27 protein-coding genes, 3 tRNA genes and 3 pseudogenes are annotated in these 24,097 nt (G+C 55.7%); 16 read left to right on the top strand and 17 right to left on the bottom strand.

Annotated elements, in window-relative coordinates; genetic code table 11:
- Window positions 1-560: 560 nt before the first annotated feature.
- Entirely contained in the window at window positions 561-878 is a 318-nt protein-coding gene (locus AC07VF_RS23485) for a hypothetical protein (RefSeq protein WP_495009965.1), read from the bottom strand.
- A 764-nt stretch (window positions 879-1,642) separates the two neighbouring features.
- On the opposite strand from AC07VF_RS23485, the gene AC07VF_RS23480 reads away from it, so the two are divergent.
- Window positions 1,643-1,906, top strand: a complete 264-nt coding sequence (locus AC07VF_RS23480; RefSeq protein ID WP_495009966.1) for a hypothetical protein — start codon at window positions 1,643-1,645, stop codon at window positions 1,904-1,906.
- A 261-nt stretch (window positions 1,907-2,167) separates the two neighbouring features.
- Entirely contained in the window at window positions 2,168-2,899 is a 732-nt protein-coding gene (locus AC07VF_RS23475; protein ID WP_495009967.1) for a hypothetical protein, read from the top strand.
- 321 nt (window positions 2,900-3,220) lie between these two features.
- Here the strand turns inward: AC07VF_RS23475 and AC07VF_RS23470 are convergent, their stop codons facing one another.
- The 3 genes from AC07VF_RS23470 to AC07VF_RS23460 form a co-directional block, all read right to left on the bottom strand.
- On the bottom strand, window positions 3,221-4,681 hold the full coding sequence (locus tag AC07VF_RS23470; protein ID WP_495009968.1) for a hypothetical protein: 1,461 nt from the start codon (window positions 4,679-4,681) through the stop codon (window positions 3,221-3,223).
- A gap of 344 nt (window positions 4,682-5,025) precedes the next feature.
- A complete protein-coding gene (locus tag AC07VF_RS23465) occupies window positions 5,026-5,364 on the bottom strand; it encodes a LexA family protein (protein ID WP_495009999.1) in 339 nt (112 codons plus the stop codon).
- Window positions 5,365-5,368: 4 nt separating this feature from the next.
- Complete coding sequence (locus AC07VF_RS23460) at window positions 5,369-5,665, bottom strand: hypothetical protein (RefSeq protein WP_495009969.1); 297 nt, start codon at window positions 5,663-5,665, stop codon at window positions 5,369-5,371.
- Window positions 5,666-5,763: 98 nt separating this feature from the next.
- On the opposite strand from AC07VF_RS23460, the gene AC07VF_RS23455 reads away from it, so the two are divergent.
- Entirely contained in the window at window positions 5,764-6,468 is a 705-nt protein-coding gene (locus AC07VF_RS23455) for an SOS response-associated peptidase (protein ID WP_495009970.1), read from the top strand.
- Complete coding sequence (locus AC07VF_RS23450) at window positions 6,468-7,475, top strand: hypothetical protein (protein WP_495009971.1); 1,008 nt, start codon at window positions 6,468-6,470, stop codon at window positions 7,473-7,475. Before AC07VF_RS23455 ends, AC07VF_RS23450 begins: the two co-directional genes overlap by 1 nt.
- A 136-nt stretch (window positions 7,476-7,611) precedes the next feature.
- Here the strand turns inward: AC07VF_RS23450 and AC07VF_RS23445 are convergent.
- Window positions 7,612-8,163, bottom strand: a pseudogene (locus tag AC07VF_RS23445) (SGNH/GDSL hydrolase family protein); the annotation flags it as partial.
- A gap of 133 nt (window positions 8,164-8,296) precedes the next feature.
- Entirely contained in the window at window positions 8,297-8,620 is a 324-nt protein-coding gene (locus tag AC07VF_RS23440; protein ID WP_495009972.1) for a hypothetical protein, read from the bottom strand.
- Window positions 8,621-9,062: 442 nt separating this feature from the next.
- On the opposite strand from AC07VF_RS23440, the gene AC07VF_RS23435 reads away from it, so the two are divergent.
- The 4 genes from AC07VF_RS23435 (at window position 9,063) to AC07VF_RS23420 (ending at window position 10,953) form a co-directional block, all read left to right on the top strand.
- On the top strand, window positions 9,063-9,266 hold the full coding sequence (locus AC07VF_RS23435) for a hypothetical protein (RefSeq protein ID WP_495009973.1): 204 nt from the start codon (window positions 9,063-9,065) through the stop codon (window positions 9,264-9,266).
- 80 nt (window positions 9,267-9,346) lie between these two features.
- Entirely contained in the window at window positions 9,347-9,661 is a 315-nt protein-coding gene (locus AC07VF_RS23430) for a hypothetical protein (protein WP_495009974.1), read from the top strand.
- A gap of 94 nt (window positions 9,662-9,755) precedes the next feature.
- Complete coding sequence (locus AC07VF_RS23425) at window positions 9,756-10,103, top strand: YfdP family phage-associated protein (protein ID WP_495009975.1); 348 nt, start codon at window positions 9,756-9,758, stop codon at window positions 10,101-10,103.
- Window positions 10,104-10,140: 37 nt separating this feature from the next.
- A complete protein-coding gene (locus AC07VF_RS23420) occupies window positions 10,141-10,953 on the top strand; it encodes a DUF2303 family protein (protein WP_495009976.1) in 813 nt (270 codons plus the stop codon).
- Window positions 10,954-10,995: 42 nt separating this feature from the next.
- On the opposite strand, the gene AC07VF_RS23415 is transcribed toward AC07VF_RS23420, so the two are convergent.
- On the bottom strand, window positions 10,996-11,313 hold the full coding sequence (locus AC07VF_RS23415; protein ID WP_495009977.1) for a hypothetical protein: 318 nt from the start codon (window positions 11,311-11,313) through the stop codon (window positions 10,996-10,998).
- Between the two features lie 113 nt (window positions 11,314-11,426).
- On the opposite strand from AC07VF_RS23415, the gene AC07VF_RS23410 reads away from it, so the two are divergent.
- Window positions 11,427-12,176, top strand: coding sequence for a hypothetical protein (locus tag AC07VF_RS23410; RefSeq protein WP_495009978.1), 750 nt, complete (start codon window positions 11,427-11,429; stop codon window positions 12,174-12,176).
- On the opposite strand, the gene AC07VF_RS23405 is transcribed toward AC07VF_RS23410, so the two are convergent.
- The gene (locus tag AC07VF_RS23405) at window positions 12,177-12,371 is read right to left on the bottom strand and encodes a hypothetical protein (protein ID WP_495009979.1); all 195 of its coding nucleotides are present in this window, start codon (window positions 12,369-12,371) and stop codon (window positions 12,177-12,179) included. It abuts the gene before it with no gap.
- Between the two features lie 127 nt (window positions 12,372-12,498).
- Here AC07VF_RS23405 and AC07VF_RS23400 point away from each other — a divergent pair.
- A pseudogene (locus AC07VF_RS23400) lies at window positions 12,499-13,355 on the top strand (DNA adenine methylase).
- Window positions 13,356-13,366: 11 nt separating this feature from the next.
- Here AC07VF_RS23400 and AC07VF_RS23395 read toward each other — a convergent pair.
- Window positions 13,367-13,954: a hypothetical protein gene (locus AC07VF_RS23395; protein ID WP_495009980.1), complete on the bottom strand. Its 588-nt coding sequence runs from the start codon at window positions 13,952-13,954 to the stop codon at window positions 13,367-13,369.
- A gap of 172 nt (window positions 13,955-14,126) precedes the next feature.
- Window positions 14,127-14,309, bottom strand: a complete 183-nt coding sequence (locus AC07VF_RS23390; protein WP_495009981.1) for a hypothetical protein — start codon at window positions 14,307-14,309, stop codon at window positions 14,127-14,129.
- Window positions 14,310-14,377: 68 nt separating this feature from the next.
- Here AC07VF_RS23390 and AC07VF_RS23385 point away from each other — a divergent pair, with 68 nt between their 5' ends.
- The 3 genes and pseudogenes from AC07VF_RS23385 (at window position 14,378) to AC07VF_RS23375 (ending at window position 17,389) form a co-directional block, all read left to right on the top strand.
- Complete coding sequence (locus AC07VF_RS23385) at window positions 14,378-14,914, top strand: hypothetical protein (protein ID WP_495009982.1); 537 nt, start codon at window positions 14,378-14,380, stop codon at window positions 14,912-14,914.
- A complete protein-coding gene (locus AC07VF_RS23380) occupies window positions 14,836-15,150 on the top strand; it encodes a hypothetical protein (protein ID WP_495031064.1) in 315 nt (104 codons plus the stop codon). Before AC07VF_RS23385 ends, AC07VF_RS23380 begins: the two co-directional genes overlap by 79 nt.
- Window positions 15,151-15,192: 42 nt before the next feature.
- Window positions 15,193-17,389 (top strand): annotated as a pseudogene (locus tag AC07VF_RS23375) (DNA cytosine methyltransferase).
- Between the two features lie 123 nt (window positions 17,390-17,512).
- Here AC07VF_RS23375 and AC07VF_RS23370 read toward each other — a convergent pair.
- A complete protein-coding gene (locus AC07VF_RS23370) occupies window positions 17,513-17,764 on the bottom strand; it encodes a hypothetical protein (RefSeq protein ID WP_495009983.1) in 252 nt (83 codons plus the stop codon).
- 578 nt (window positions 17,765-18,342) lie between these two features.
- Here AC07VF_RS23370 and AC07VF_RS23365 point away from each other — a divergent pair.
- A complete protein-coding gene (locus tag AC07VF_RS23365; protein WP_495009984.1) occupies window positions 18,343-18,552 on the top strand; it encodes a DUF4224 domain-containing protein in 210 nt (69 codons plus the stop codon).
- The gene (locus AC07VF_RS23360; RefSeq protein WP_495009985.1) at window positions 18,552-19,583 is read left to right on the top strand and encodes a tyrosine-type recombinase/integrase; all 1,032 of its coding nucleotides are present in this window, start codon (window positions 18,552-18,554) and stop codon (window positions 19,581-19,583) included. Before AC07VF_RS23365 ends, AC07VF_RS23360 begins: the two co-directional genes overlap by 1 nt.
- An 81-nt stretch (window positions 19,584-19,664) precedes the next feature.
- On the opposite strand, the gene AC07VF_RS23355 is transcribed toward AC07VF_RS23360, so the two are convergent.
- Window positions 19,665-19,751 (bottom strand) — tRNA-Leu (locus AC07VF_RS23355).
- A 230-nt stretch (window positions 19,752-19,981) separates the two neighbouring features.
- Between AC07VF_RS23355 and sodC the strand changes: the two genes are divergently transcribed.
- Window positions 19,982-20,500 (top strand): superoxide dismutase [Cu-Zn] SodC, encoded by a 519-nt coding sequence (sodC, locus tag AC07VF_RS23350; protein ID WP_495009986.1) that lies wholly within the window; start codon window positions 19,982-19,984, stop codon window positions 20,498-20,500.
- Between the two features lie 175 nt (window positions 20,501-20,675).
- Here sodC and AC07VF_RS23345 read toward each other — a convergent pair.
- From AC07VF_RS23345 to gacA, 5 genes are all read right to left on the bottom strand, one after another.
- Window positions 20,676-20,749, bottom strand: a tRNA-Cys gene (locus tag AC07VF_RS23345).
- 45 nt (window positions 20,750-20,794) lie between these two features.
- Window positions 20,795-20,870: transfer RNA gene (locus AC07VF_RS23340), tRNA-Gly, on the bottom strand.
- Between the two features lie 61 nt (window positions 20,871-20,931).
- Window positions 20,932-21,492, bottom strand: a complete 561-nt coding sequence (gene pgsA, locus AC07VF_RS23335) for a CDP-diacylglycerol--glycerol-3-phosphate 3-phosphatidyltransferase (protein ID WP_037009848.1) — start codon at window positions 21,490-21,492, stop codon at window positions 20,932-20,934.
- 32 nt (window positions 21,493-21,524) lie between these two features.
- On the bottom strand, window positions 21,525-23,348 hold the full coding sequence (uvrC, locus tag AC07VF_RS23330; protein WP_495009987.1) for an excinuclease ABC subunit UvrC: 1,824 nt from the start codon (window positions 23,346-23,348) through the stop codon (window positions 21,525-21,527).
- A complete protein-coding gene (gacA, locus tag AC07VF_RS23325) occupies window positions 23,349-23,993 on the bottom strand; it encodes a response regulator transcription factor GacA (RefSeq protein WP_065990451.1) in 645 nt (214 codons plus the stop codon).
- Between the last annotated feature and the right edge of the window lie 104 nt (window positions 23,994-24,097).

Here is a 24,097-nt window from a genome sequence, read left to right as displayed (position 1 = left end):
TGCCACCGACCGTTTACGAACGGACGATGGCCTTGAAACCACCTATCGAGGTGTCCGGAATTAGTTGACCACTACATTGCCCTCAAGTGCCTTTTTTCTGAATGGTGCCCCGAGCCGGAGTCGAACCGGCACATCCTTTCGGACGACGGATTTTAAGTCCGAAATCAAATCCATATTCTTCAACAGGTTAGCAAAGTTTTCGTTCCTCAATTCGGCGTTTTCTTCGTCCGTTCAGCCCTTTGTTTTCAAGGGGTGCAGACGAATTGCGGAAGGATTTTATCTTCCCTTTCTAGCCGCCCTGCCGTCCCAATCGTCCCTTTTATCTAGGGCGCTCTTCTATAACAGTACGGATGTATCGTCCCGTAGGGGTACGGAGATTAGAACACTCGCCCCTAGCACCCCATGCTTGGTGATATTCCTAAGCTGTTAATTCTATTGGAACTTTACAGGCGCTCGCTGCAAACGATGCCGTACTGATCCGCACCGAATACGCTAATCCCCGAAAATCCCCACGCTGTTTTCTTGCGGCGTCGTGGCGCTGCCTCTCCAATCGCATGCATTCACCCTGGACTTATCCAAGTGGCAGCCGCCTGTAGAAGAATTGAGATACCCACCAGAGCTGCTGCCCACCTAAGGAGGGCGCCATTACGATTTTCATCATTGGCCTTGCCCAATTCTAAAAGCTTGTTCTCAGCGTCGCTTGGGGTCCTAGGCCTGTCGTCTCTCGCGGACAGGTAAATCTCGGTCAGATAATCAACGGGAAGATCTTCTTCCGCTTTTCTGAGAGCAAGCGCACTGGTATCGACCCGTGTGGCAAGCCAGAGCGCGATCAACTGCACCGCGTACGAGAGTAAATTCAAAGCTTTTGCAGTAACCATGGGGACCTTGATTGCAGCCAACGGACGGTATTTTAAGGCCAGCCGCACTTGCAACCTAGCGACTGCTCGCCGCGCAGTGTACGCACTGTGGCTCACATTTTCCTCACGTGATTGTTACCTCCTCGGCGTCCTGCCGGTCACCTAAATTTATCCAGTCACCTCGACCAAGATTGCTGGCTCTATTCCGAGCGGGCTCGTACGCACCGATGACCAGATCGCAGCGCGAACGAAAGCAAAACGCGTTACAGGCGTTCCGCCAACGCCCCCCTTACCGAGTAAACTCGGATTTCAAGACCGTTATGGAAAAACCAGCGGGGCGCCACTTTGAGGGTAATTTGCGTTCCGATTCTTTTCCAAAACCACTGGGCTACAGACCGCATTCCACGCGGGGTGCGCTTTGAGTTTCGGAACTGATTTCCCCCACTCACAGATGCCCACTCCACCCCTCCGGGTTTGCACTAAGGCGGCTTCGTTTCGAGGCGAGCAGACGGCTCCCAAAGTAAAGTCGCGCGCATTGCGCACTTAGCACCCCATGCTGGAGACTATATCGACCTAACCTATTGATTTAAATAGGATACAACCCATTTCGAACGTGGCAAAACATCCGCTCCTTTGTGCTTACGCAAACGGAAACACGCGGCCTCCAGAGGAGGTATTGCGCAGCCTGTCACTGTGTGATGCCAAAAGCTATTGCAAATCCCGGTGCATTAATAACAACCTTGGCAGGGCGCGGAATCCTCTGGGCGCCTCAACAAGGAGTGAACATGTCTGTAATCACAAAGAGTGATTTGGCCTACAAATACACATGGAAGGCCGATGAAGGAGACAACCCTAATTACACGGGGAAGCTTGACCGTGACAAAGTCGATCGGGACGAAGGCTACGAGGTGCTGTACTTTCTGAACAGCATCTGCAAATCCAAAGAACAAGCTCTCCACGCTGAGAAATTGATCAAAACCAAGCTGCCTGGAACCGTGCAGAACAGAGACGCCGTTCTGAAGTGGCTGATAGATAATTGGCAAAAATAGCGTAAGCGCGCTGGGGGTCGCGAGCTTTCGAGCGGCCCTTCAGCACCGCCAAGCCACAGTGGCCGGGCAGAAAGTACCAGCACGCAAGACCTTCTGAAGCACGACACCTCGAAGCCACGGCGCAGACGGTCGCCTCGCCTGCAACGGCGAAGGTGGTCTGGACAGAGTCCAAAGACCTATGATGCCGTCACGCCTAATAGAAAGGCGCTCGATTATGCAGCAGGCTCGCGACTGGAATCGTCATGTTTATGAGGAGTTGATATGGTGCGTAAATCGAACAAAAGGAGGTTTTTTGATCAACCTCAACCAGTCATTAGGCGATGGGTTGCAATTAACGCTCTAAGAATCTCTCGCCCTTACATAGAGAGAATTTTCCGCTACTATCTTCGCATCAAGCTAATAATCCTTGAACGAAGGCGCTCAGCAGCTTTGACAAATGCGCTCAAAGTGACTGCGGAGAACTTCAAAAAAAGCAGGAGCGCGGTACATTTCGAACCGCTGAGTATATTCTTCAATCTGTCCCTGTTTTTCCTTTTGGCCGAAAAGGATATTCAAGCTGTCAAGATTGATGCATTGACACACCCCGATATTTGGAAAAGAAACCTCTCTCTGCGAATTATTTTGCTGATCATCCATGAGTGGGATATGGCTAAAGCTGCACCCGCAAGCAAACTGAAAGAAGCTTATAAGTTAGCCGGGATAAGCGATGATCTAATCAATGAAATGAATCTGGCTTTCCGGACTATTAACAAGGCGCACGTCAAAGCAAAGCATCTGCTATCTACAGCTAGGAATTCTACAATCGCTCATAGAGACCAAGACGCGATGCTTCAATATGAAATGATTATAAATCTTGACCAAGAATCAACGATGGCGGCGGCTTCAATGTTCTACGAAGGAGCTGATCTATTCGTTAAGGTCCTGCCTAAGCTCATGCTTGCGGCAAGCAGCACTAATTCATTACTTAAGCAATTTCGTGGATCTACCCAGTAAGGTTCTGGCGCTAGCTTGGCAGCGGGTAATAGCGACATAATTCCGAATGCGTCGATCCCAGTAGACTAGGGCAATGATCCCCGGGGGTTTGCTTACCCGGATCAACCCGCCTTTACCGGCTCTTACGCAACAGATGGTACAAAAGTGGTACGAGATCTTTAATCCCGCTGTAATCAGAAGCGAGAGCTTCCTCCCCTCCCAGACCCTCTGGCGAATGAGATCAGCAATGTCACCGGTGATATAATCACCGCGGGCTAACGATCACAGTTTTTGAAACACAGGCGGCTGGAGCTTCGAATTGAGTTAGCCAGCCTATCCCAATCAATTTACGAAGGCCCAGGACTTAAGCGCTACCCAGTTTCTGTAAGCTATATTCGTTTTTAGCCCTTCGCCAGTCCAATCCAAGACCGCAACCGAGATACCAATTTGAACCAGTACAAAAAAGAAAACCACCTTAGAGTAACGCCGCGTCCAGTTTAGATTTTTGTACTCAATTTCGGACGTGAGCAAGCTCCGACGTTTTTCAATGGCCTCTCTAACCAGCAAATTCTCCGACCTCTGCGCCGCTATCTCAGAGTTAGTATGGGAGTGATGGCGGTTATCAACAAAATACCAACCACGCTTAATAGCATCAAGCTCTTCATTGAGCCTGTCGATATCCATTGAACCTTTGTAAAGAGACCGCATAGTTTTTTTATTTATCTTCACACTCAATAGATACGGCGTAATCTGCTGAGTTATGTGCTGATGCCTCTGTCGAGTCTCAATCAACATTGACAGATGAACAGGAGATGACAAAGAATCTGCGCTGTAGCCGAGCTCATTTCTACTTGCCGGCTCTTGGGACACCATATATAGGGCGTCCAACGATAGCTGCTGACTAGTGTGATCCTTCGCGAAACACTCAAACCTGTTACTGCCGATCCTTTGTTGAAGGCCGCCGAAGTTATGTCGACTTAAAAGACTGTAGTAGGGAAGCACACCCTGAGCGGGCTTTTTGTCCCCTAGATCAAGCCGCACACAATCCTCGGCTCTGCTCTCGTGCTCAAACCAAGGCACCTCATCAGGACAAAAAGCATTTGCAACAGTTATGCACTCCGGCGCCGTTTTTCCGACACCGCACTCATTGAGAATTGCTAGCGCAGTTTTTTTGGTCTCTAGCACTATGCGCTTAACTCTTCGAATTAGGATATCATCGCATTGCGACGATGGAGAGTGAATAGTGTATAACTGAAAACGCTTAAACGGGTTCAGGCTTTCAAATACATAGCGAGCTCTCAACTCACTCGTCGAAATACCCTTGAGGCTTTCACGCGCTGATTCTGAAACTTCAAAATTCAAAGTCACGTAGCAAACGCCCGCTGACATATGCATGATTGAAACATGCAAACCGCTGTTGACGTCACTCACCACGTCTAAACGTCTATGCCCTGTACGATTGTCAGAATTGATCGGTATCCATCCTGAGTGGGACGACCTGCCTGGAGCGCTGAAATTATCAATCGCTGCGGGAGGTCTGCTGCCCCCCCTGAGATCTCTACCGTGAAGCCATTTCCTTATGGCGGAACTCTCTTTACCGTTAATCCTCACCGTCACATCTGTCGTAACCCATACAGTGCCATTCTCGAAGACTCCAGCTGATGCAGGCATACGGGGCTCATTCCATCTGCCCACCTCCGAATCTAATTTTCGGAATTTATCTTTAAGCCTTGTACTAAACATATATGGAAATTTGCTCACCAGTTGCAAAAATACAGCGGTGGCGATGACGCGGATGTTCATGAAACCAATCCTTAAACATTTTTGGCTTTTATGCTTGCGCATCGGGTTATCCCAGAGCTAAGGGTCCGTGGCAGAGGTCCTGCCTTTGAGGGCGTCGGTGCTGGTACCACCCATCTTACGCCCCTGAGAAACACCCCATTGCATTCAACGTGCAAAAACCATCACTCGTCTGCCCGCGGCACTAAGGCTTCACGCATTGCTGGAAGACGGCCTAAGCCTACCCGATGCAGGGCCTTGGCGTGGCCGTACAACCCCGTGCCCAATGATTAATCGCACACTCGCGCCGAGTCTCATGCTCGAACAGGTCGTTCCAGATGTCAGTTCGCGAGCTTTGACGTCCATGCTCAGTTTCTCCAATGATCCCGAATGCTGTGGGTAACAACGCCCCAGATTTCGAAGTCGTCCCCTTCCATGATGAAGCGGTCGGGATATTTTCGGTTCGCCGAGCGCAATACCGCGTGGCAGCCCACAAAGGCCAGGTACTTGACCAGCGGTTGCTGGTTCACCACGCCGATGATGACCTGGCCTGCCTTGGCGTCGATCCCCTTGTCTACGATGAGCAGAGCACCACAGAAGATACCCGCACCCTCCATGCTGTCGCCTTCAACCTTCACCAGGTAGGTGCTAGGCGCGCGAATGTTCAGGAGCTGGTCCAGTGAAATATCCAGGTGGTCTGGAGCCATGCCGTCATTCAAAGCGGCACCACCACGACTGGAAGTAGAACGCCTCTTCGATCTGCTCGATGCCAGAAATAATCAGGCCCTGGGTACCCATGCTCGTCACGCTGGCATCGAGAAGCCTTGGCAAAGCATCCCGCGCGTGGCCAACGCTGTTCAGGATGAAGGCTTCCCGGGTAATGCGGCCCAGCGCGGAGCACTGAGACTCAACAATCTGCACGTCGCCTTTGAACGGCGGGAGCTTGCTGAGCTGGTCTTTCGGTACGGCGACGCCCAGCTGGCGGCGTGGAGTGATAAGGACGTACATGGGAAGGGTTCGCTTGCTGATACTGTATATGCGTACAGTTAACTAAGCGGGACGATTGCGGTCAACACTGTATAAGCCGATTTACGACAGGTGACCTCATGTGCGGACGCTACTCGATCTACGAGCCAATGGACCACTACCTCAAGACGCTTGCTCCAGAGCAGTTGGTCATCAATGGATACGACCTTTGGCTGATCGAGCGCTACAACGTCGCGCCAACGACTCGCGTCGAGATCATCAGGCCGACCGAGGAAGGATTGAGCGTGGACAAGGTGCGTTGGGGATGGTCGCCGTTCTGGGCAAAAGGTGAAGGGAAGCGCCCTGGCCCGATCAATGCCAGGGTCGAAACGGTGATGACAGGGAAGTACTTCAAGCAGCTCTGGCCGAACGGCCTTGCGCTCGCTCCGGCGAACGGCTGGTTTGAATGGGTCAAGGATCCGAGCGACCCGAAGAGGAAGCAGCCCTACTCCATCAGGCTGAAAGAGGAAGGCCCGATGTTCTTCGCCGCGTTGGCGGAAGTGCATCAGGGGCTAGAGCCCGACCCGCAAGACGGCTTCGTGATCATCACCGCCGACAGCGATCAAGGGATGGTCGACATTCACGATCGGCGACCGGTAGTGCTGAGCCCAGAGCACGCCCGGGAATGGGTGGACCCCGGAACGACACTGGAGCGCGCCGCCGAGATCGCAAAGGAGTGCTGCAGGCCGACTGACGAATTCACCTGGTTCGAGGTTACCAAGGATGTCGGGAACGTGCGGAATCAAGGGCCACGCTTGATCGAGCGAAAAAAAAGGGCGGCATAATGCAGCCGTTTCTTACTGCTGATACAGTCACCACAACGGATGAGGATGCGCCAAGAATGACGAAAACCAGCCGAGTTATAGCCGTTGAAGCCCAAATCAACATCAAGCTATTATCAGACCATAATAAATATGAGGGCGAGCTAGACTTTGAAACTACTGACTCGCTGGGGCAAATTTTGTTCGTATCTATCTCGCTGGTCGATGAAATAGTCACCGTCAGGAACCCTGAACTGCGAATTGATGAAGACCTTTACGATGAGCTTAACAGAACGCTAGAGCCGTCATATTTTCTTGACGAGTTAAACAGCCAAAGTGTCCGTGCTATGTTCAGCGGTATGCACAGCGCGGCAGACAAGGTGCTGTCCACAATCAAGTATCATCTTAAGCACTATTCCATTCCTGAATCCTCCGGTTCATTCCGATCTATGAGATGGGGAGAGTCGCTGGAAAAGCTTAACATTGTGAGAGGACTATCCTTTGGGAAGCTAACCTTCATAATGGAGAACTTTTCTCACCGCCGGATAGACAAGGAGTGGCAGACGCTGGTACAGGCCTCTTTAGACTCAAAGATTGAGCCCTTACTCGCGATGAGGCATCTTCACCGAGCCAAAAATGAGGCTCGCCCTCACTACAAATGGATTGACGCGACCATAGCTGCCGAGCTGGCAGTCAAGGAAATATTAATCCGAAAATGTCCATATCTTGCAGAGATCCTTTTGGAAGTGCCGTCTCCACCGCTATCTAAACTATACGGAAAGCTAAGCGCGCGTTACTTAGGGGAAAGGTCGCCGTACGTCAATAAGTTACAGGAGGGTCAAACCGTACGTAATGAGCTAGTGCACCGTCCTGCTACGAAGTCGATAGATCCGCAAAAAGCTAACGACTACGTTGAGATGGTAAGCGACGCAATCTTCCATCTGATGTTCCTTGTATATCCTGAGGACATGCTGATACGGCATTCAGCGCCACCTGTTAATTCGCCAAACGAACCTCAAGAGGGTCAATGAGACAAGCGGACCGGATGTACATCTGCACTGCACTAAGAGCAGCTCGATCAGCAATGCTTCCGGCGCGAATATTGAAAGCGGATCGTCCAGGGGGCGCAGGGATTCCGATGGTTGCTACATCGCCAAGCCTAGCAGTTCAAATCTTTCTAATCCCGAATTGAGCAACCTTTACCTTGGAATCCTGCGCGATCCCGGTGGCCAGGTACAGCCCCATGCGCGAGGTGACGACGGTCTCGGTGACGTCGCCTGTGTACCGCTGCGTTTCAAGCGCGCCTTTCCAGTTCGCAGGCAGCGTGAACGGCTCCTGGCACTTGTCCATCGAGCGGTAATAGATGGTGGTGGACGTACCTGCCACCGGTTTGGTGATCATCAGCTCTGCTTCCCAGCCGAGGATGCCCCTGCTGTTGCCGACGATCTCCGGCGCAGAAACCATCTTGATGACGTCCCCTGCCAAGAGATTCGACAGCGTCACGTTCGCCGCTGGCTGCAGATAAATGTACCCGCCCGCGGCAGCCATGGTCCCGGCCAACTCGATACACTGCGCCTCGCCGGATGTCGCGAGCTCTTTGTACCAGCGAGTAGTGATGCCGGTCAGGCCAGAGCCAGAGGCTTTGTAGTTGTCCGCCAGCACCGATCCGGCGACCGGGTTGACCGATGCTTTGATGACCCCAGTGGTGCCGGTCATCAGATTGCATAATGACGGCCTTGGCAGAGGCCTAATCAAGGCTTGCCCAACGCATCCAGTTCATCTAGGTCCTAGATGTTTGAGCTGGGGCAACTCACGCAAAAAAAGGCGCCGTAGCGCCTTTTTTGCAGAGGAGCTACTTAGCTTTAGTGAACGTTTCAATCCCGTTGCGCAGATGGCTGGTGATCTTGCCGTCGTCCCCCAGCTGTAAGGCTATCTGCTTCTCTTTCGTCACAAGAAGCTTGTCGGACTCAGGATACAAAAAGACTTCCACGTCCATATAGCCGTGTTCGTCTTTATCAATGTGCGCCAGAGCACGATAGCCATCATCAGCCTTGGTAACTGTGAGTGTTTCGGACAACTTATCGGAATATTTCCAGACTCCAACAAAGTCCTTGCCCTTGTCACTGCAACCCACCAAGGCGGTGCAGGTCATGAGTGCGAAAACCAGATTTCTCATTTCATTTCTCCTTTTTGCAAATCTATTTCGTCCTTAGGGTTCAGCTTTTGCCACTCTTTCAGGACCCAGTCACTGGCACCACACCTATCTACGCTTGATTAGTGCTGTGCAGTGAGCCGGTGCAGATCATACAGGAAACGTTCATATGTCAGCGCCCGCCGTCTCCATCCCACTCAACAGGTAGCTACTGCCTTCCCAGTGAGCGAGCAACGAAGGATGAACGCCATGAAGTAACAGATAACTACCGGCCTACCGCATCAGGCGGCGCCGGCAAGCAAGGTTCACGTACGGAGGCGTTGTGAACAAGCAGATGTGAAAGCCCTGCACCGTCAGGGCTTTTCTTCACCCAGCGTTTACCCGTCAGCGCTCTCCCCTGCGCGCACTCGGCCTATGTCAAGCGGCCAGAGTGCTGACGAGTACACGCACAGAACGAGGAAAAGACATGCACCCACAAATTCAACAACGCGTGGATGGCCTCAACGCCATGCGCGCCCGCACTCATCTCGCCGTCGCGGAGTTCTACGCCATGATCGGTAAGAAGCCGCCTGCGCAGAAGACTCGCTACCAGGCCGTCGCAAAGAGCGCCAACGCTTGGCACATCGTGGAGATCAGCACCGGCAAGGTCGTTGGCTTCCGCTTTAGCTAAAGGGAGGCGGCCTATTACACCCATCAGCTGGAGTCACACGCTGCTGGCGTGGTGGTCCAACTGTCGCAGGCGGTGCTGCAATGATCGGCGAGAGCGTACCGGACCAGCACAAGCAGGCGATCGCCAAACTCGCAGCCCAGATCGATCACTTCCTTGCCACTGGTCACAGGATCCAGCACATCGAACAAGGCGTCAGCGCCAACGCGCCTTTGCTGGGCACCACGAATCATCTGGAAACGCTCAAGGCCAAGCGCGCCAAGCGTGCCCCGCGTATTCGCGCCTTGGCCAAGTCGGGGCTCATCGCTCGCCAGATCGGCATGAAGATCGGCATTGATACCCGCACCGTCACTCTCACCGCCCAAGAACACGGCATCACCTTCACCGCGGCCACCTGATGCGGCGCGTAAACCAATCAGCGAACCACCGTCGCCGCCAAACCCAACACAAACTCCCACCAAGCGGGCTTCCGGCCCCATCGGAGAAACACGCATGTCCATTCCCACAGATACCGCCGAATTCCTCGAAGAGCTGAACGGCGGGGCGTTCGCCAGCCAGATTGGGCACGCCCTCTCCGAAGTAGCCGCCGGGGTCGTCGATCACGGCAAAGCCGGCAAGCTGGTGATCACCCTGGACTTCAGCCAGATCGGGGCATCACACCAGGTGAAGATCCAGCACAAGCTCGATTACAAGGTGCCAACCAAGCGCGGCACTCGCAGCGAGAACACCAGCCTCGACACGCCGATGCACGTTGATAGCGGCGGCCGCATTTCGTTGTTCCAGGAAAAGCAGGATCAGCTGTTTAACCGCGACGAAGCTCCAATCAAGCCGCGCACCTGATCGACCGCATCCCCCCTCCCCCATAGAGACCAGAAATATGTCCCTTACGAAAGAAGCTGTACAGCTGATCACGGATACTGCGCTGATCGCCTCCGCAAAGGCGCTGGAAACGAATACGCCGACAGTCGTGCTGCCTGAAGGCGCAAAGATTGCCAGCCTGGAACAGTTCGGCGCGGGCCGTAGCCGCTTCCGAGGCACCTTCTCCACCAACTCGCTGCTGGACTTCAGCAAGTACGTCGTCGACCGTAGCGTCGCGGATGCCCAGGGCTTTATCAATCAGGATGAGATGAGCTGCGCTGTGCTGTTCAACCTTGGTGACGTGCTCGCACCAGGCCATGCAGATGACCGCGCGGTATTGAAACTGAAGCCAACGGCGGGCTATCAGGCAGTGCAAGCAATCAACGGCCGGGCACTGTCGCAGAAGGACATGAGCGACTGGATCGAGGACTGGCACAGCACTTTGTCGGCAGTTGGTAAGGACCTGCAGGCCATCAGCCTGGTCAAAGCCATCGCTGCGGTGCGCACCATTTCCATTAAGGCCACTTCGGAAAGCGACCACACCGTCAGCGAGACGCGCGCCAGCCGCAGCGCAATGGATGCCATTGAGGCGACTAGCAAAGAAACGCTGCCCACATCGCTGATCTTCTCAGTGGTGCCGTTCGGAGGCCTGTCGCTGCGCGAGATCATCCTGCGTATCTCGGTCATCACCAGTGGCGCGCAACCGGCACTCAAGCTGCGCTGGGTAGGTGAAGAGGTGCAGCGCGAGGAGATTGCTCAGGAGTTCAAGTCGGTGCTTGATCGCCAGATCGGTGAAGCAGCCAGGCTGGCCCTCGGCACGTTCACGGCCTAATCAGAGAAGGCGCAACTCATACGTTGCGCCCACTCCCACCGGTCACAACTCTAGGTAATCCAGCTCAGCGTCTATGATCGCTTCGGACTCCCTAGCAGCCGTGGTTGCGTACCGATAGTAGATATGCAGATCAAGGTCTGTGATTGAGCTGTCGCCATTATGAAACTGTAGACATCTCTGAAGAGCTAGCTTGAGCATACCGTCGTGCATGACGTTGCGTACCACATCAGCGCCATCTGAGGACTCAATCTTCGCCGAGATATATTCAACCTGCTCCAGTTTGTCTTGGGTAGCAGTGAGGCCTAGATGGCCACGCTCCGTGATGTTGGTCCACATGTGATCAATCATTGGCGTCTTCATTTCGTATCTCCTTGATCCGGCTCCATGCCGATCACACGTAATACCCCACCTCAATCCAAATAGCCACTATGTCGCATCCGGTCACGGAGGGCGGCGCACACATGGAGATCACCATGGACGACAGATACGAAACTAAACGCCGCGCCGCGATCGCGCAGCGCAAGGAAACCGAGCAGGACTATCGGGACCGGGCCGCAGAAAACATGGTTGATCACGAATACACTTGCATCGTCGATCAGAAAGACGCGGTGATCTGGCGCTGCAAAGCCGCAAAGAACACCTTCTACGCCTTCGACATCATGATGAGTCGTTTCGGGATTGCGGTCGTAGGTGACATCGACAACCTGACCTTCAGCGTGGGCCTGGGCTACGGCATTGAGTTTTTGGCCGGTGACGACGTGACTTACTACCTGCACACGAAACTCAGTGAGGTATGCAAGAACCGCAGTTTCAGCGAGCACCTATTCCGCGAAGTGCTGATGCGCAATATCGCCCAGGCTCTGCATGAAGAGTGCGAGGAAGATATGTTCGAATCGCTTCCTGACTGGCTTCAGGATCCTGATCGGGTTGACCCGGTCCACTGGCCTGAATTTCGACAGCTTGTACTCGCGAAGCGGCGAGACATGAGCCACACCGATGACCGCTGGATGCACTGGGACGACGCCCTCGATGCAGCGAAAGAAATCACTTTCACTGAAGAAGCAATGATCTTCATGCGCGATAACAGCGAGGCGCTTTACCTGGGTGATGAGTGGTACGAAAACCGAGTAGACGAGCCATCACGACGCCTGGTCCAGTGCCTGTACATGATTAACCACGCCGCCAAAGCGATCATGGCGCAGAAGGCTCAAGCTGCCGCCTGATCACCACAACGCATCAACCGCCACCTCAATAGCCAAAGCCGCTTTCCCACCGAAAGCAGGATCGAACGATAGGTCTCCAGGTATAGCTTCGATGGCCGCCTCGCTGAACTCATCCACATCCAGCCCGGTTTTTCGTGCCGCGAGCAGCACAGAACGCAAGGCCAGCTTTAGCACGTAAACACTGTCTTCAATCATCGCCGAACCCTTCTTGTTTGCCTAATGCCCTCATTTTCCCGCACGCCTCCTGACGAGGTAAACATGACCACCTGTTCAAAGGGCTGGTTCGGATGTAGTCCATTTCCCAACCGCATGGAATCGAACCATGACCATTACCGCACCGGTAATCCGCTACCACGGTGCCAAGTTCAGACTTGCGCCGTGGGTACTGCAACATTTCACGCCGCACACTTGCTACGTCGAATCGTTCGGCGGCGCCGCTGGCGTCCTCATGCAGAAGCCGCGCTCGTATGCCGAGGTTTACAACGACCTCGATGGTGACATCGTCAACTTGTTCCGGACGCTACAGGACACAACCACGCGAGAAGCGCTGACCGAGCGCCTGTTGCTGACGCCCTACTCTCGGGCAGAGTTCGAGCTTTCTTGGGAGTCGACTGACGATCCAGTTGAGCGCGCCAGGCGGACGATCATGCGGGCGCAGATGGGGTTCGGCTCTGCAGGCGCGACAAAGGGAGCCACAGGATTTCGAATTGACACGAAACGGCAGTACGGCACTGCCCAGTCACTATGGGCCGAATATCCCGACTCGCTCGCGGAAGTGGGGCGGCGGCTGGCGGGGGTGTTGATTGAGAACCGGCCGGCGATCGAGGTCATCACCGCACATGATGCGCCGACCACGCTTCATTACGTTGATCCACCCTACGTGCATGACACCAGGTACAGGGGCGCATCGAGTGGGCGGTATTACCGACATGAGATGGACGACACCGAACACCGAAAGCTGCTGAGCGTGTTGCTCGAGCTAGAAGGAATGGTCGTCCTTTCCGGGTACCCCAGCGAGCTTTATAGCGAGCTGCTTTTTCGGACTGGAGCTGTTACAGCACGTCGGCACGCATCTCCGCAGCGCGCGGCACTGCGAACCGCACCGAATGTATCTGGCTGAACCCCACCTGTGTCGATCGAGTAAGTCAGATCGGACTAGATCTCGGCGAACACGCCTGAGTTTTTATATTCTACGGAATCGGCTCATCAACCCAGCGGTAGGTAAATGATCCGCTCCCCAATGTGCTGAAAGGATGCCCTCCTAGTCCTGCTCGTTCGTGCACTGTTTCGATTAAAGACTGAACACTTTCCAAACCTCGTCTCGCATTGTGGATTTCGCAGAACCTCATCCAAGAAGGGTATTGCTGCTCCGAAGCAACATGCGGAACTTCATTCTCCGCTAGGACTTCATTCACCAAAACGGACTCTGTTCGTCCATGTGCCATGGCATTGCGAAATTTTAGTATCTCTGCGACATGTGGGTAGGCATCTTCAAGCTTAGTCGGGCTCATATTTAACGCATTGGCAATCGCCTCGAATTTCTCCCACACGCTAGGCCGGCCCTTTTTAAAAGAGATGTCCATTCCATGATCTTCTGGCCCCTCCAACAGATGGTTGATGTAGGCTTCGACAGTAAATGCTTGAAGTATAAGGCAATTCATTACTGGATAGAGCTGACCTTGAACTTCAGCTTCTGCCAATTCAAGGGCCCGCCGTGCGCCAGAGAACAAGTAAGAAAATGTCTTGGTTGTATTTATTCCAGTGTACTGCCCCGCCATGATCCGATCCTTTCCTGACGCTTAGACCGATGGATGCTATTAAGAAAAAACTGCAATCGCCATTATTCACGCGTTCACAAAAGCTATCCGAAGGTGAGCTTCCTGTTGGCGGTAACCGTAGACCATTTTCCTTGAATTACGCTTCACCAACGCACGTTGCGGAAGGCCGACGTTACCGCCTACTATTAAGAGCATCCTCCACAGCGCCGACACGACCACTTGCTGACTCCGCCTCAGAATAAGCGTCATCTGCGTCACCCTTAGCCTCCATCGCCAAGTAGAACGCCGATCCCGCAAGGACCAACGTCAAGAAGTTGGTCACAACCAGCGCCTTCAATAATTTATTTGTATCCATACCGCCTCCATTCTAAGCCTGCACAAATAACCTAAATCCCGGTATCACGCCACTGGCGAGGATCAGCAATGTCTTCAGACCATCCGCGCATAGTCTGCCAGTTTAGCTGCGGCGCCGCTTCGGCGGTGGCGACCAAGCTGGCGATCGCCGAATACGGCAGCACGCACGACGTGCACATCATCAACGCATTCCTTGCCAACGAGCACGAAGACAGCCGGCGCTTCCTGGCTGACTGCGAAGCGTGGTTCGGCAAACCGGTTACCGAGCTGCGCGATACCAAATACGGCGCAGACATCTTCGAAGTCTTCCGGCGTGAGCGGTATATGAAAAATCAATATGGCGCTCCCTGCACCAACCTGCTCAAGCGCCGGCTACTGGATACATGGAAGCAGCCAGGTGACGTCATGGTCTTCGGTTATACTGCCGAAGAGCAGGATCGGCTCGACACCTTCCGCGAGCGGAACCCTGATCGCCCTGTCACTGCACCGCTAATTGATCGCGGTCTGGGAAAGGAAGATGCAAAGCCATGGTGGAGCGCGCCGGTATTGAACTCCCCTTCATGTACCGCCTTGGGTACGACAACGCCAACTGCATCGGCTGCGTAAAGGGCGGCGAGGGATACTTCCGGGCCATTCGCGAAGACTTCCCTGCGCAGTTCGAAACGCTTTGCAAAGTGCAGGATCTGCTTGGCCCAGGCTCATACCTCCATCGGAACCGCACCACCAACGAGCGTTTCTCGCTGCGAAACCTCGGCGAAGGCCCGGTCCGCCGTAACGAGACAATCCCTGCATGCTCGTTTTTCTGCGAGATAGCCGAAGCGGACATTATCGCAAGCGCGTAACACCCACCTCCCACACCTTCACGCCACCGGCGAGGATCCCCTATGTCCGCACATCAGAAGAAACACCCGTTCGATTTCAAACCGCAGTACGGCCTTGGCTTTGATCCGCAAGACGATGAGATCGTCGTGGACTTCTTCTGCGGCGGTGGCGGCGCCGGTACCGGGCTGGAAATGGGCCTCGGTCGCAAGGTCAGCGTGGCGAAGAATCACAGCGCCAAAGCGATCAGCATGCACAGTATCAACCACCCGGGCGCCAAGCACTTCACCACCGACGTGTTCGACGGTGACCCGGACGCCGAGTGCGGCGGCAAAGCAGTCGGCTGGTTCCACATGTCGCCGGACTGCACACACCACACCCAGGCCGCCGGCGGACAGCCGCGCAAGCGCGAGATCCGCAACTTGTCGTGGATCGGTTTGAAGTGGGCAGGCAAGAAGCGGCCTCGAGTCATCAGCCTGGAAAACGTAAAGCAGATCCTGCAATGGGGTCCGCTGATCGCCAAGCGCGACAAAGCGACCGGCCGCATAGTCAAGCTGGTGCCAGGCTTGAACAAAAAGGGCAAAGAAGTCCTGGTGAAGGTGGTTGCCGCGCCCAGCGAGATCGTTCCGGTGACCCAGCAGTTCCTCGTCCCAAACCCAAAGCGCAAAGGCAGCACCTGGAAACGTTTTGTGGAGCTGCTGGAGCAGCACGGTTACGTCGTCGAATGGCGAGTAATCAAAGCGTGCGACTTCGGCGCGCCCACCAGCCGCGAACGCCTGTTCATGATCGCTCGATGCGACGGACTGCCGATCGTCTGGCCGGAGCCGACCCACGCGAAGAAGCCCGGCAAGGGCCAGCTGAAGTACCGCACCGCCGCCGAGTGCATCGGCTTCAGCAACTTGGGTAAGAGCATTTTCGACCGCAAAGATGAGCTAGCCGATGCCACCAAACGCCGAGTCGCCAAGGGGATGAAGAAGTTCGTCATCGACCACCCTGCCCCGTTTATTGTGCCGATCGCGAACTGGTCGACTGAGACGGTGCAGTCGCTGAACGATCCGCTGCGCACCGTGACGTCTTACCCCAAAGGTGGCGCATTCTCGGTGGTGAGCCCAATCATCGCACCAGCCACGCATCAGGGCAGCGACCGTATCAACGATCCACGTGAGCCGCTGCCGACGGTGACCTGCGCCAACCGCGGCGAACTGACATTGATCAGCCCTACGCTGGTTCAAACCGGTTATGGGGAGCGCGATGGCCAGCAACCGCGCGTGCCAGGTTTGGATCAACCGCTGGGGATCGTTGTCGCTGGAGGCGTAAAGCACGCGCTCGCCTCTGCGCACCTGGTGAAGTTCAGGCTTAACGACGAAGGCAAAGCGTTGGACGAGCCGCTGCCGACCATCACCAGCGGCGGCAACTACCAGCGCCCGGCTGGCGCGGCGCACGCCATGGGCATCGCCACCGCGTTCATGGCGCAGATGAACGGCGGCTTCAACACCACCGTCGCGAAAAGCCTCGAAGACCCGGTAACCACAGTGACGAACACTGGCAGCCAACAGCAGCTGGTAACGGCGACGCTGGTCACCAACACGACCGGCCACGCCCCGTCAGATATCGAAGGACCGGTACCGACGCTCACGACCGGGCAACACCAGATGCTCACCACGGCACATCTTCTGCACCTGCGCGGCAACTGCGACTCCCGGACCGCCACCGATCCACTCCACACGGACAGCGCCGGCGAGACACACCACGGACTCCTCACCGCTTTCATGGAGCGTCAGTTTGGCGCCAGTGTTGGCCAACACCTGGATGAACCCGCGCCGACCATCACGGCCGGCGGCGGAGGCAAGAGTTCGTTGGTCAGTTTAGAGTTGTCGCCGGAGCACGAAGAAGGCGCGTTGCGCGTTGCGCGTTGCCGCATTCCTGATCAGTTACTACGGCACGGAGAACATGAGCAGCTGCGACCAGCCCGCTCCGACGATTACCACAAAGGATCGCCTCGGCTTGGTCACCGTGATGGTGAAGGGCACGCCATATGTGATCGTCGACATTCGGCTGCGGATGCTGCAACCGGCCGAGCTATACCGGGCGCAGGGCTTGCCGCCGGACTACATCATCACGCACGGCGCCGACGGCAAGCCGTTCACGAAGACCGAGCAGGTTCACATGTGTGGGAACAGCGTTAGCCCGCCGCCGATGGCGGCGCTCGCGCGCGCTAATGATCCCTGGCGCGCGGCGCAACTCCAAGCTGTCGCGGCCTGACCAGTCGGAAGCCAAGATCGATGCTTGCTCCTTCTAGCGTGCTAGAGAGCTTCACGAGATCTAGCGACAGTCAGGGTCATGGGTTGAACTGCTTGAGGGACAGGATCCGGCTATACCGCCCTACTACGCTCCAGGCTTCGCTGAGTTTCCTTGGAAAACTTTTACGTACGTGAAATAACCGATCGCGATTTCAGCGATTGCCATAAGGCCAAATACGGCGCCGAACATAAACGAAGCCGCAGTGAAACCGATTGCAGCCACAGCAAGAAGCCCTTGGAGGACTTGCAGCGTTTTTGGATCAAGAGAAATTTTCCCGCTCAAAACTAGTCCTGCGGCCAGGCCGATCAATAGACCTACAACTATTCTCGCAAACATCTAATCAACTCCGTTGCTATTCAAGAATGGGGCGTTGTTTGCCAACTTAAGGTAGCGAAAAAACTCAGCTGACAACTCGACCTTGAGGATCCACGACTCTCGCAAAGGGATACTTTTCTCGAAGCCGAGCAAGCTCTTGCATGCAGCCCATTTCAGAACCGTAGGTTTTCGTTTGCCATTGCTGAGTGGCAGAGGACTTGTACTGCGCCTGGTAATTCGTAGACATGTGAACCTCCATGAAAAAATCTCATATAGCACAGCGCCACTACAAAGTAACCCTTCCTGATTCATTGACAAGCCTGCCGGTGTACGGCGGGCGGGAGACACCTGCATGTTCATATGTGCATCAACCAGCCTAAGGAGTTGCAAATCCCTAGGTGATCAAGTCCGTGTGAAAGCGCTTCGCCTGGGCGGCGGATGGGCCGAGGCCCGCGAAAATCTGGCAACAGAAGCCGAGCACTGGTTCGGGCGGGACCCAGTAGCAAATATCGACGACTGGAAAGCCGTAAAGAATGAAGTATTCAGAACCGAATGATCCTTCCACCAAACACCGCATCGCCCCCCGAAGGAGGTAGCACGTGAGCACAATCGAGTTCCTGACCCATGCGCAGGTGTGTGAGCTGACCGGCGCTCGCACCAAGGCTGGGCAAATCGCGGTGCTGGCACGTAACGGCATCCGCCATACCGTTAAACGTAATGGGTGGCCATGCGTAACAACCTCGGCCCTTATTGGAGCCAAAGAGCAACTGAAGCAGCACAGCGGCTGGCAGCCGCGTAAGGCTGGGTGATGGGAAGACGTCCAACCGAACCGGGAGCCATCACCAGGCTCAGGAAGAGAAAGCGCGGGAAGTTGACCTATTACTACTACGATCTCGGCGGGTCGCCACGCAGGGAGATATCGCTGGGCAAAGACTACGGCCTCGCCATTCTGGAATACGCAAAACTTGAGAAGGATCGGACGGCGACGGCGCATGTGAAGTCGGTCGTGACGTTCGCCTACGTGGCGAGCCGATACCTCGTCGAAATTCTCCCAACGAAAGCGGCGCGGACGCAGAAAGACAATCTGGCAGAGCTGAAGCAACTGCTGGCGTTCTTCGACGATCCGCCCGCCCCACTCGACGAAATCGAGCCTCAGCACATCAAGCAGTACCTGCGCGATCGAGGTAAGAAGGCGCCGATCAGGGCGAATCGCGAGAAAGCCCTGATGAGTGCCATCTGGAACTTCGCTAGGGAGTACGGCTACACGAGTTTGGCCAACCCATGCGCCGGCGTTAAGGGTCACAAGGAAACTGGCCGGGGGGTTTACATTGAGGATGACGTTTTTGCCAGCGTCTACGAGAAGGGTTGCGCGCCGCTGCGCGACACCATGGACCTGGCTTATCTAACTGGGCAGCGGATGGCTGACGTGCTGAAGATGGACGAGCGAGACATCGCCGGTGGCTACCTGTCAATCCGGCAGAATAAAACGGCGGCGATGCAGCGTATGGAGGTGGCAGGTCAGTTGAAGGTGGTGCTGAAGCGCATTTCAGCTCGCAAAGCTGCGCTAAAGGTCAGGTCGAAAAAGTTGATCGTCACCGTTGAAGGCGCGGCAATGACCAGCGCCATCCTCCGCAAGCGTTTCGATGATGCCAGGGAAGCTGCGGGCGTGCCAAAGGCTGACTTCCAGATGAGGGATCTTCGCGCCAAAGCAGGCACGGACAAGGCAGAAAGCAGTGGTGACATCCTGCAGGCGAAAGACCAGCTGGGACACACCACCGTCGCCATGACGGAGCATTACATCAGGAAGCGGAAAGGCAAGAAAATCACCTCCACAAAGTGAATTGCGGAAAGAATTCTCGATTGCGGAAATTTGGAGACAAAAAAGGCGCTTCGGAATACCCCGTAAGCGCCTGATTTTAAATGGTGCCCCGAGCCGGAGTCGAACCGGCACATCCTTTCGGACGACGGATTTTAAGTCCGGTGTGTCTACCAATTTCACCATCAGGGCGGTAGCACATATCAACCTTGACCTCCGCGTGCTGTGTAGCGAGGCCAGCTGATAAGAGTGGGGAATATATACACCCGCAGCCCTGGAGGCAAGTTCAAAGCTTTCGGATTCAATTGGTTACGTTTGTTTACCGTCGCAAGCTCGATACCTTGTCTATGCTCTCTCCCAGCGAAGGGTGACACGCTGGCGCAGCTGTCTTCCCTTCTTTTGACAAACTGAATGAGGTGTCTATGAAATCCGCTTTGTGGCTTGGCCTGATTGGAGCATTTTCGGTGAGCGCTCAGGCGGCGTCGCTCAATGTCCCAATGAACCTGGTGAGCGCCGATGGCGCCCCACAGCCTGTTGGCGAGGTCAATATCAGCGAGACAGCTTATGGGCTGGTATTCACCCCCGAGCTGAAATCCCTACCCGCCGGCATTCACGGTTTTCATGTTCACGAAAAAGCGAGTTGCGATTCGGGCATGAAAGACGGCAAAAAAGTCGCGGCACTGGCAGCAGGCGGCCACTTCGACCCGGAGCGCACCGGCAAGCACCTGGGCCCCTATGGCGAGGGCCACTTGGGTGACCTGCCGGCGGTCTATGTCAACGCCGATGGGGTAGCCAATTATCCCGTGCTCGCACCACGCTTGAAGAAGATTTCCGACATCAAGGGTCACGCGCTCATGATCCATGTGGGCGGCGACAACCATTCGGATATGCCGATGCCATTGGGCGGTGGCGGTGATCGCATGGCCTGCGGTGTTATCTGATCGAGCTCAAATCGCGCTTGGCTTCCGCCGAACCGGTAACGGAGAAGAGTGGCTTGGGATGTGGGCGATCGTTTCTTGGCGTGTTGCGGAAACGATGGTCAGAGTTGCGGAGACTCTGGCCATTATGCCACCCACAAAAAAGCCCGTAAGACGTTGATCTTACGGGCTTTAAATGTGGAGGCCGAGGTCGGAATCGAACCGGCGTAAGCGGATTTGCAATCCGCGGCATAACCATTTTGCTACTCGGCCTCAAACGCTCAACGATCTAACCACTACCGCTAAACGCATACAAACTGGAGCGGGAAACGAGACTCGAACTCGCGACCCCGACCTTGGCAAGGTCGTGCTCTACCAACTGAGCTATTCCCGCTTTGTGTGGGCGCCATTCTATACACTCAAATGACCCCGTCAACCCCTTGATTTAAAAATACTTATTTTTCATCCGTGGTCGTCCGCAGATGCGGCCATGCCGCGCGCAGGTATTGCACCATCGACCACAGTGTAAGGCCCGCCGCCACCATCAACAGCACGTAACCCAACACCACCCAGAAGGTAAACGCAGGCGGGTTGGCCAGCAGGATGACCAGCGCAAGCATCTGCGCAGCGGTTTTCCATTTGCCCAGGTTCGACACGGCTACCTGTGCCCGCGCCCCCAGCTCGGCCATCCACTCGCGAAGCGCCGAGATGACGATCTCGCGGCCGATGATCACAGCGGCGGGCAGCGTGAGCCAAAGGTTGGCGTGGGCTTGTACCAGCAACACCAGCGCAACGGCCACCATCAATTTGTCAGCCACCGGATCGAGAAACGCCCCGAACGGTGTGCTCTGCTCCAGGCGTCGTGCCAGGTATCCGTCCAGCCAGTCGGTCGCGGCTGCCAGGGCAAATACCGAACTGGCGGCCATGTAGCTCCAGTGGTACGGCAGATAGAACAACAGAATGAAGATCGGAATCAGCAGGACACGTAATACGGTGATCAGATTAGGGATATTCATCGGCACAACTGGCTACGAGGTGAGCGAGCATTCTACTCGCTGTGCAGGTTTGCATAAATCGACTCTGCGAGCTTTTTGCTGATTCCCGGCGCCTTGGCGATTTCTTCGATGCTGGCCCGGGACAATTCCTGAAGACCGCCGAAATGCTTGAGCAGATCGCGACGGCGCGTCGGGCCCACGCCTGCAACGCCTTCCAGGGTTGAAGTACGACGGGTTTTACCGCGTCGCGCACGGTGCCCGGTGATGGCAAACCGGTGAGCTTCGTCGCGGATTTGCTGGATCAAATGCAGCGCGGGGGAATCGCCCTTGAGGGTGAACTCATGGGCCGCATCGTTCAAGTACAGCGTCTCGAACCCAGCCTTGCGTGTAGCGCCCTTGGCGACGCCCAGCAAAATCAGGTCGGGGATCGCCAACTCGTTCATCACGTCGCGGGCCATGCTCAACTGGCCCTTGCCGCCGTCCACCAGCAGGATGTCCGGCAGTTTTCCCTCGCCGTCCTTGATTTTGCTGAAGCGACGGGTAAGGGCCTGGTGCATGGCGGCGTAGTCGTCCCCCGCCGTGATGCCTTCAATGTTGTAACGGCGGTAATCCGATTTGATCGGCCCCTCGGGACCGAACACCACGCACGACGCCACCGTCGCTTCACCACTGGAATGGCTGATGTCATAGCATTCCAGACGCTGCGGCGGCTCCTCGAGTTTGAGCACTTGGGCCAACGCTTCAAAACGCGCAGTGACGTGCTGCCGGTTGGCAAGCCGCGCCATCAGTGCCTGCTCGGCATTGGTCACGGCGAGTTGCTGCCAGCGCGCACGGGTGCCACGCACCCGATGGCTGATGATGATTTCGCGGCCGCGTGACGCATCGATGGCGTCGATCAGCGCAGGGAAATCCTCGCTGACCACGTTGACGATAACTTCGCCGGGCAATTCGCGCTCGCCACCGCCCAGGAAATACTGGGCCAGGAAGGCGGACATCACCTCGCCCACCTCCTCCTCGATCCCGACCTGAGGGAAGAAATTCTTGCTGCCCAACACCCGCCCGCCACGCACGCTGATCAGATGGACGCAGGCGCCGCCCGGATTGACGAACGCCGCCACGACGTCAACGTCGCCGTTCCCGCCGTCCATGCTCTGCTGATCCTGAACACGGCGCAGCAGCCCGATCTGATCTCGCAGCTCGGCGGCGTGCTCGAAATCCAGGTTCATTGCCGACTTTTCCATCAGCGCATTGAGTTCGTCGGTGAGGGCATTACTGCGGCCTTCCAGGAACATCACCGAGTGACGCACGTCCTCGTTGTAGATCTGCGGCTCGACCAGGTTCACGCACGGCGCCTTGCAGCGCTTGATCTGGTACTGCAGGCAAGGCCGCGTGCGGTTCTTGTAGAAGCTGTCTTCGCACTGACGAACGTGAAAAGTCTTCTGCAGAATGCTTAGGCTTTCGCGAATGGCGCCGGCGCTGGGGTAAGGCCCGAAGTAGCGGCCCTTGGCCTTTTTAGCGCCACGATGGATGCTCAACCGCGGAAATTCGCCGTCGGACAGGTGCACGTAGGGGTAGGATTTGTCGTCGCGCAGCAGGATGTTGTACGGCGGGCGCGACTCCTTGATCAGGGTTTGTTCCAGCAGCAGCGCCTCGGTTTCGTTGGCGGTGATGGTGGTTTCAACCTGAGCGATCCGCGCGACCAATGCGCCTGTTTTCGGGGCGTGGCCGGTCTTGCGGAAATAGCTGGCGAGGCGTTTCTTTAAATTCTTGGCCTTGCCGACGTACAGCAGCTTGCCGTCGATATCGAACATCCGATATACGCCGGGGCGGCCACTGCAGGTGGACAGAAAAGCACTGGGATCAAACGGCTGGGTCATTTATGCGCTGGCGTCGACCATGCCATGACGAACGGCCAGCAGGGCCAGCTCAACGTCACTGCTGATCGACAGCTTCTCGAATATGCGGTACCGGTAGGTATTCACGGTTTTGGGGGACAGGCAAAGCTTGTCGGAAATCGTCTGCACTTTCTGGCAGCCGACAATCATAAGGGCAATCTGGATTTCCCGCTCGGACAAGAGATCGAACGGCGAATTGCTGGTCTGCGGCTGGAACGATTTGAGTGCCAGTTGCTGGGCGATCTGCGGGCTGATGTAGCGCTGCCCCGCGAACACCAGGCGAATGGCCTGAACCATCTCGGTCAGACCGGCGCCCTTGGTCATGTATCCCGCCGCGCCGGCCTGCAGCAGCCGTGTGGGAAACGGATCTTCTTCGCACACCGTCACCGCCACCACCTTCATGTCGGGGTGGCTGCGGATGAGCTTGCGCGTGGCTTCCAGTCCGCCGATGCCAGGCATCTTCACGTCCATCAGCACGACGTCGGGTTTCAGCTCACGGGCCTTCTGCAACGACTCTTCACCGGACTCGGCCTGCCCCACCACCTGCAAGCCTTCGATATCGGCCAACATGCGCGTGATACCTGTCCGAACCAGATCGTGGTCATCGACAACCAGCACCCTAATCAAGCAGACACCTCACCGAACGATTCATGGCGGCTACCCGCCACGTTAGCAAAAGAAAGTACGCGACCCGCTCTGGAGCACTGCTCGTGCATATGTGCCAGATGATC

The organism is Pseudomonas sp. GW821-FHT02H06, assembly GCF_059421525.1.
The sequence above is the reverse complement of the archived record's forward strand: the minus strand, read 5'-3'. Positions and strand labels throughout refer to the sequence as shown.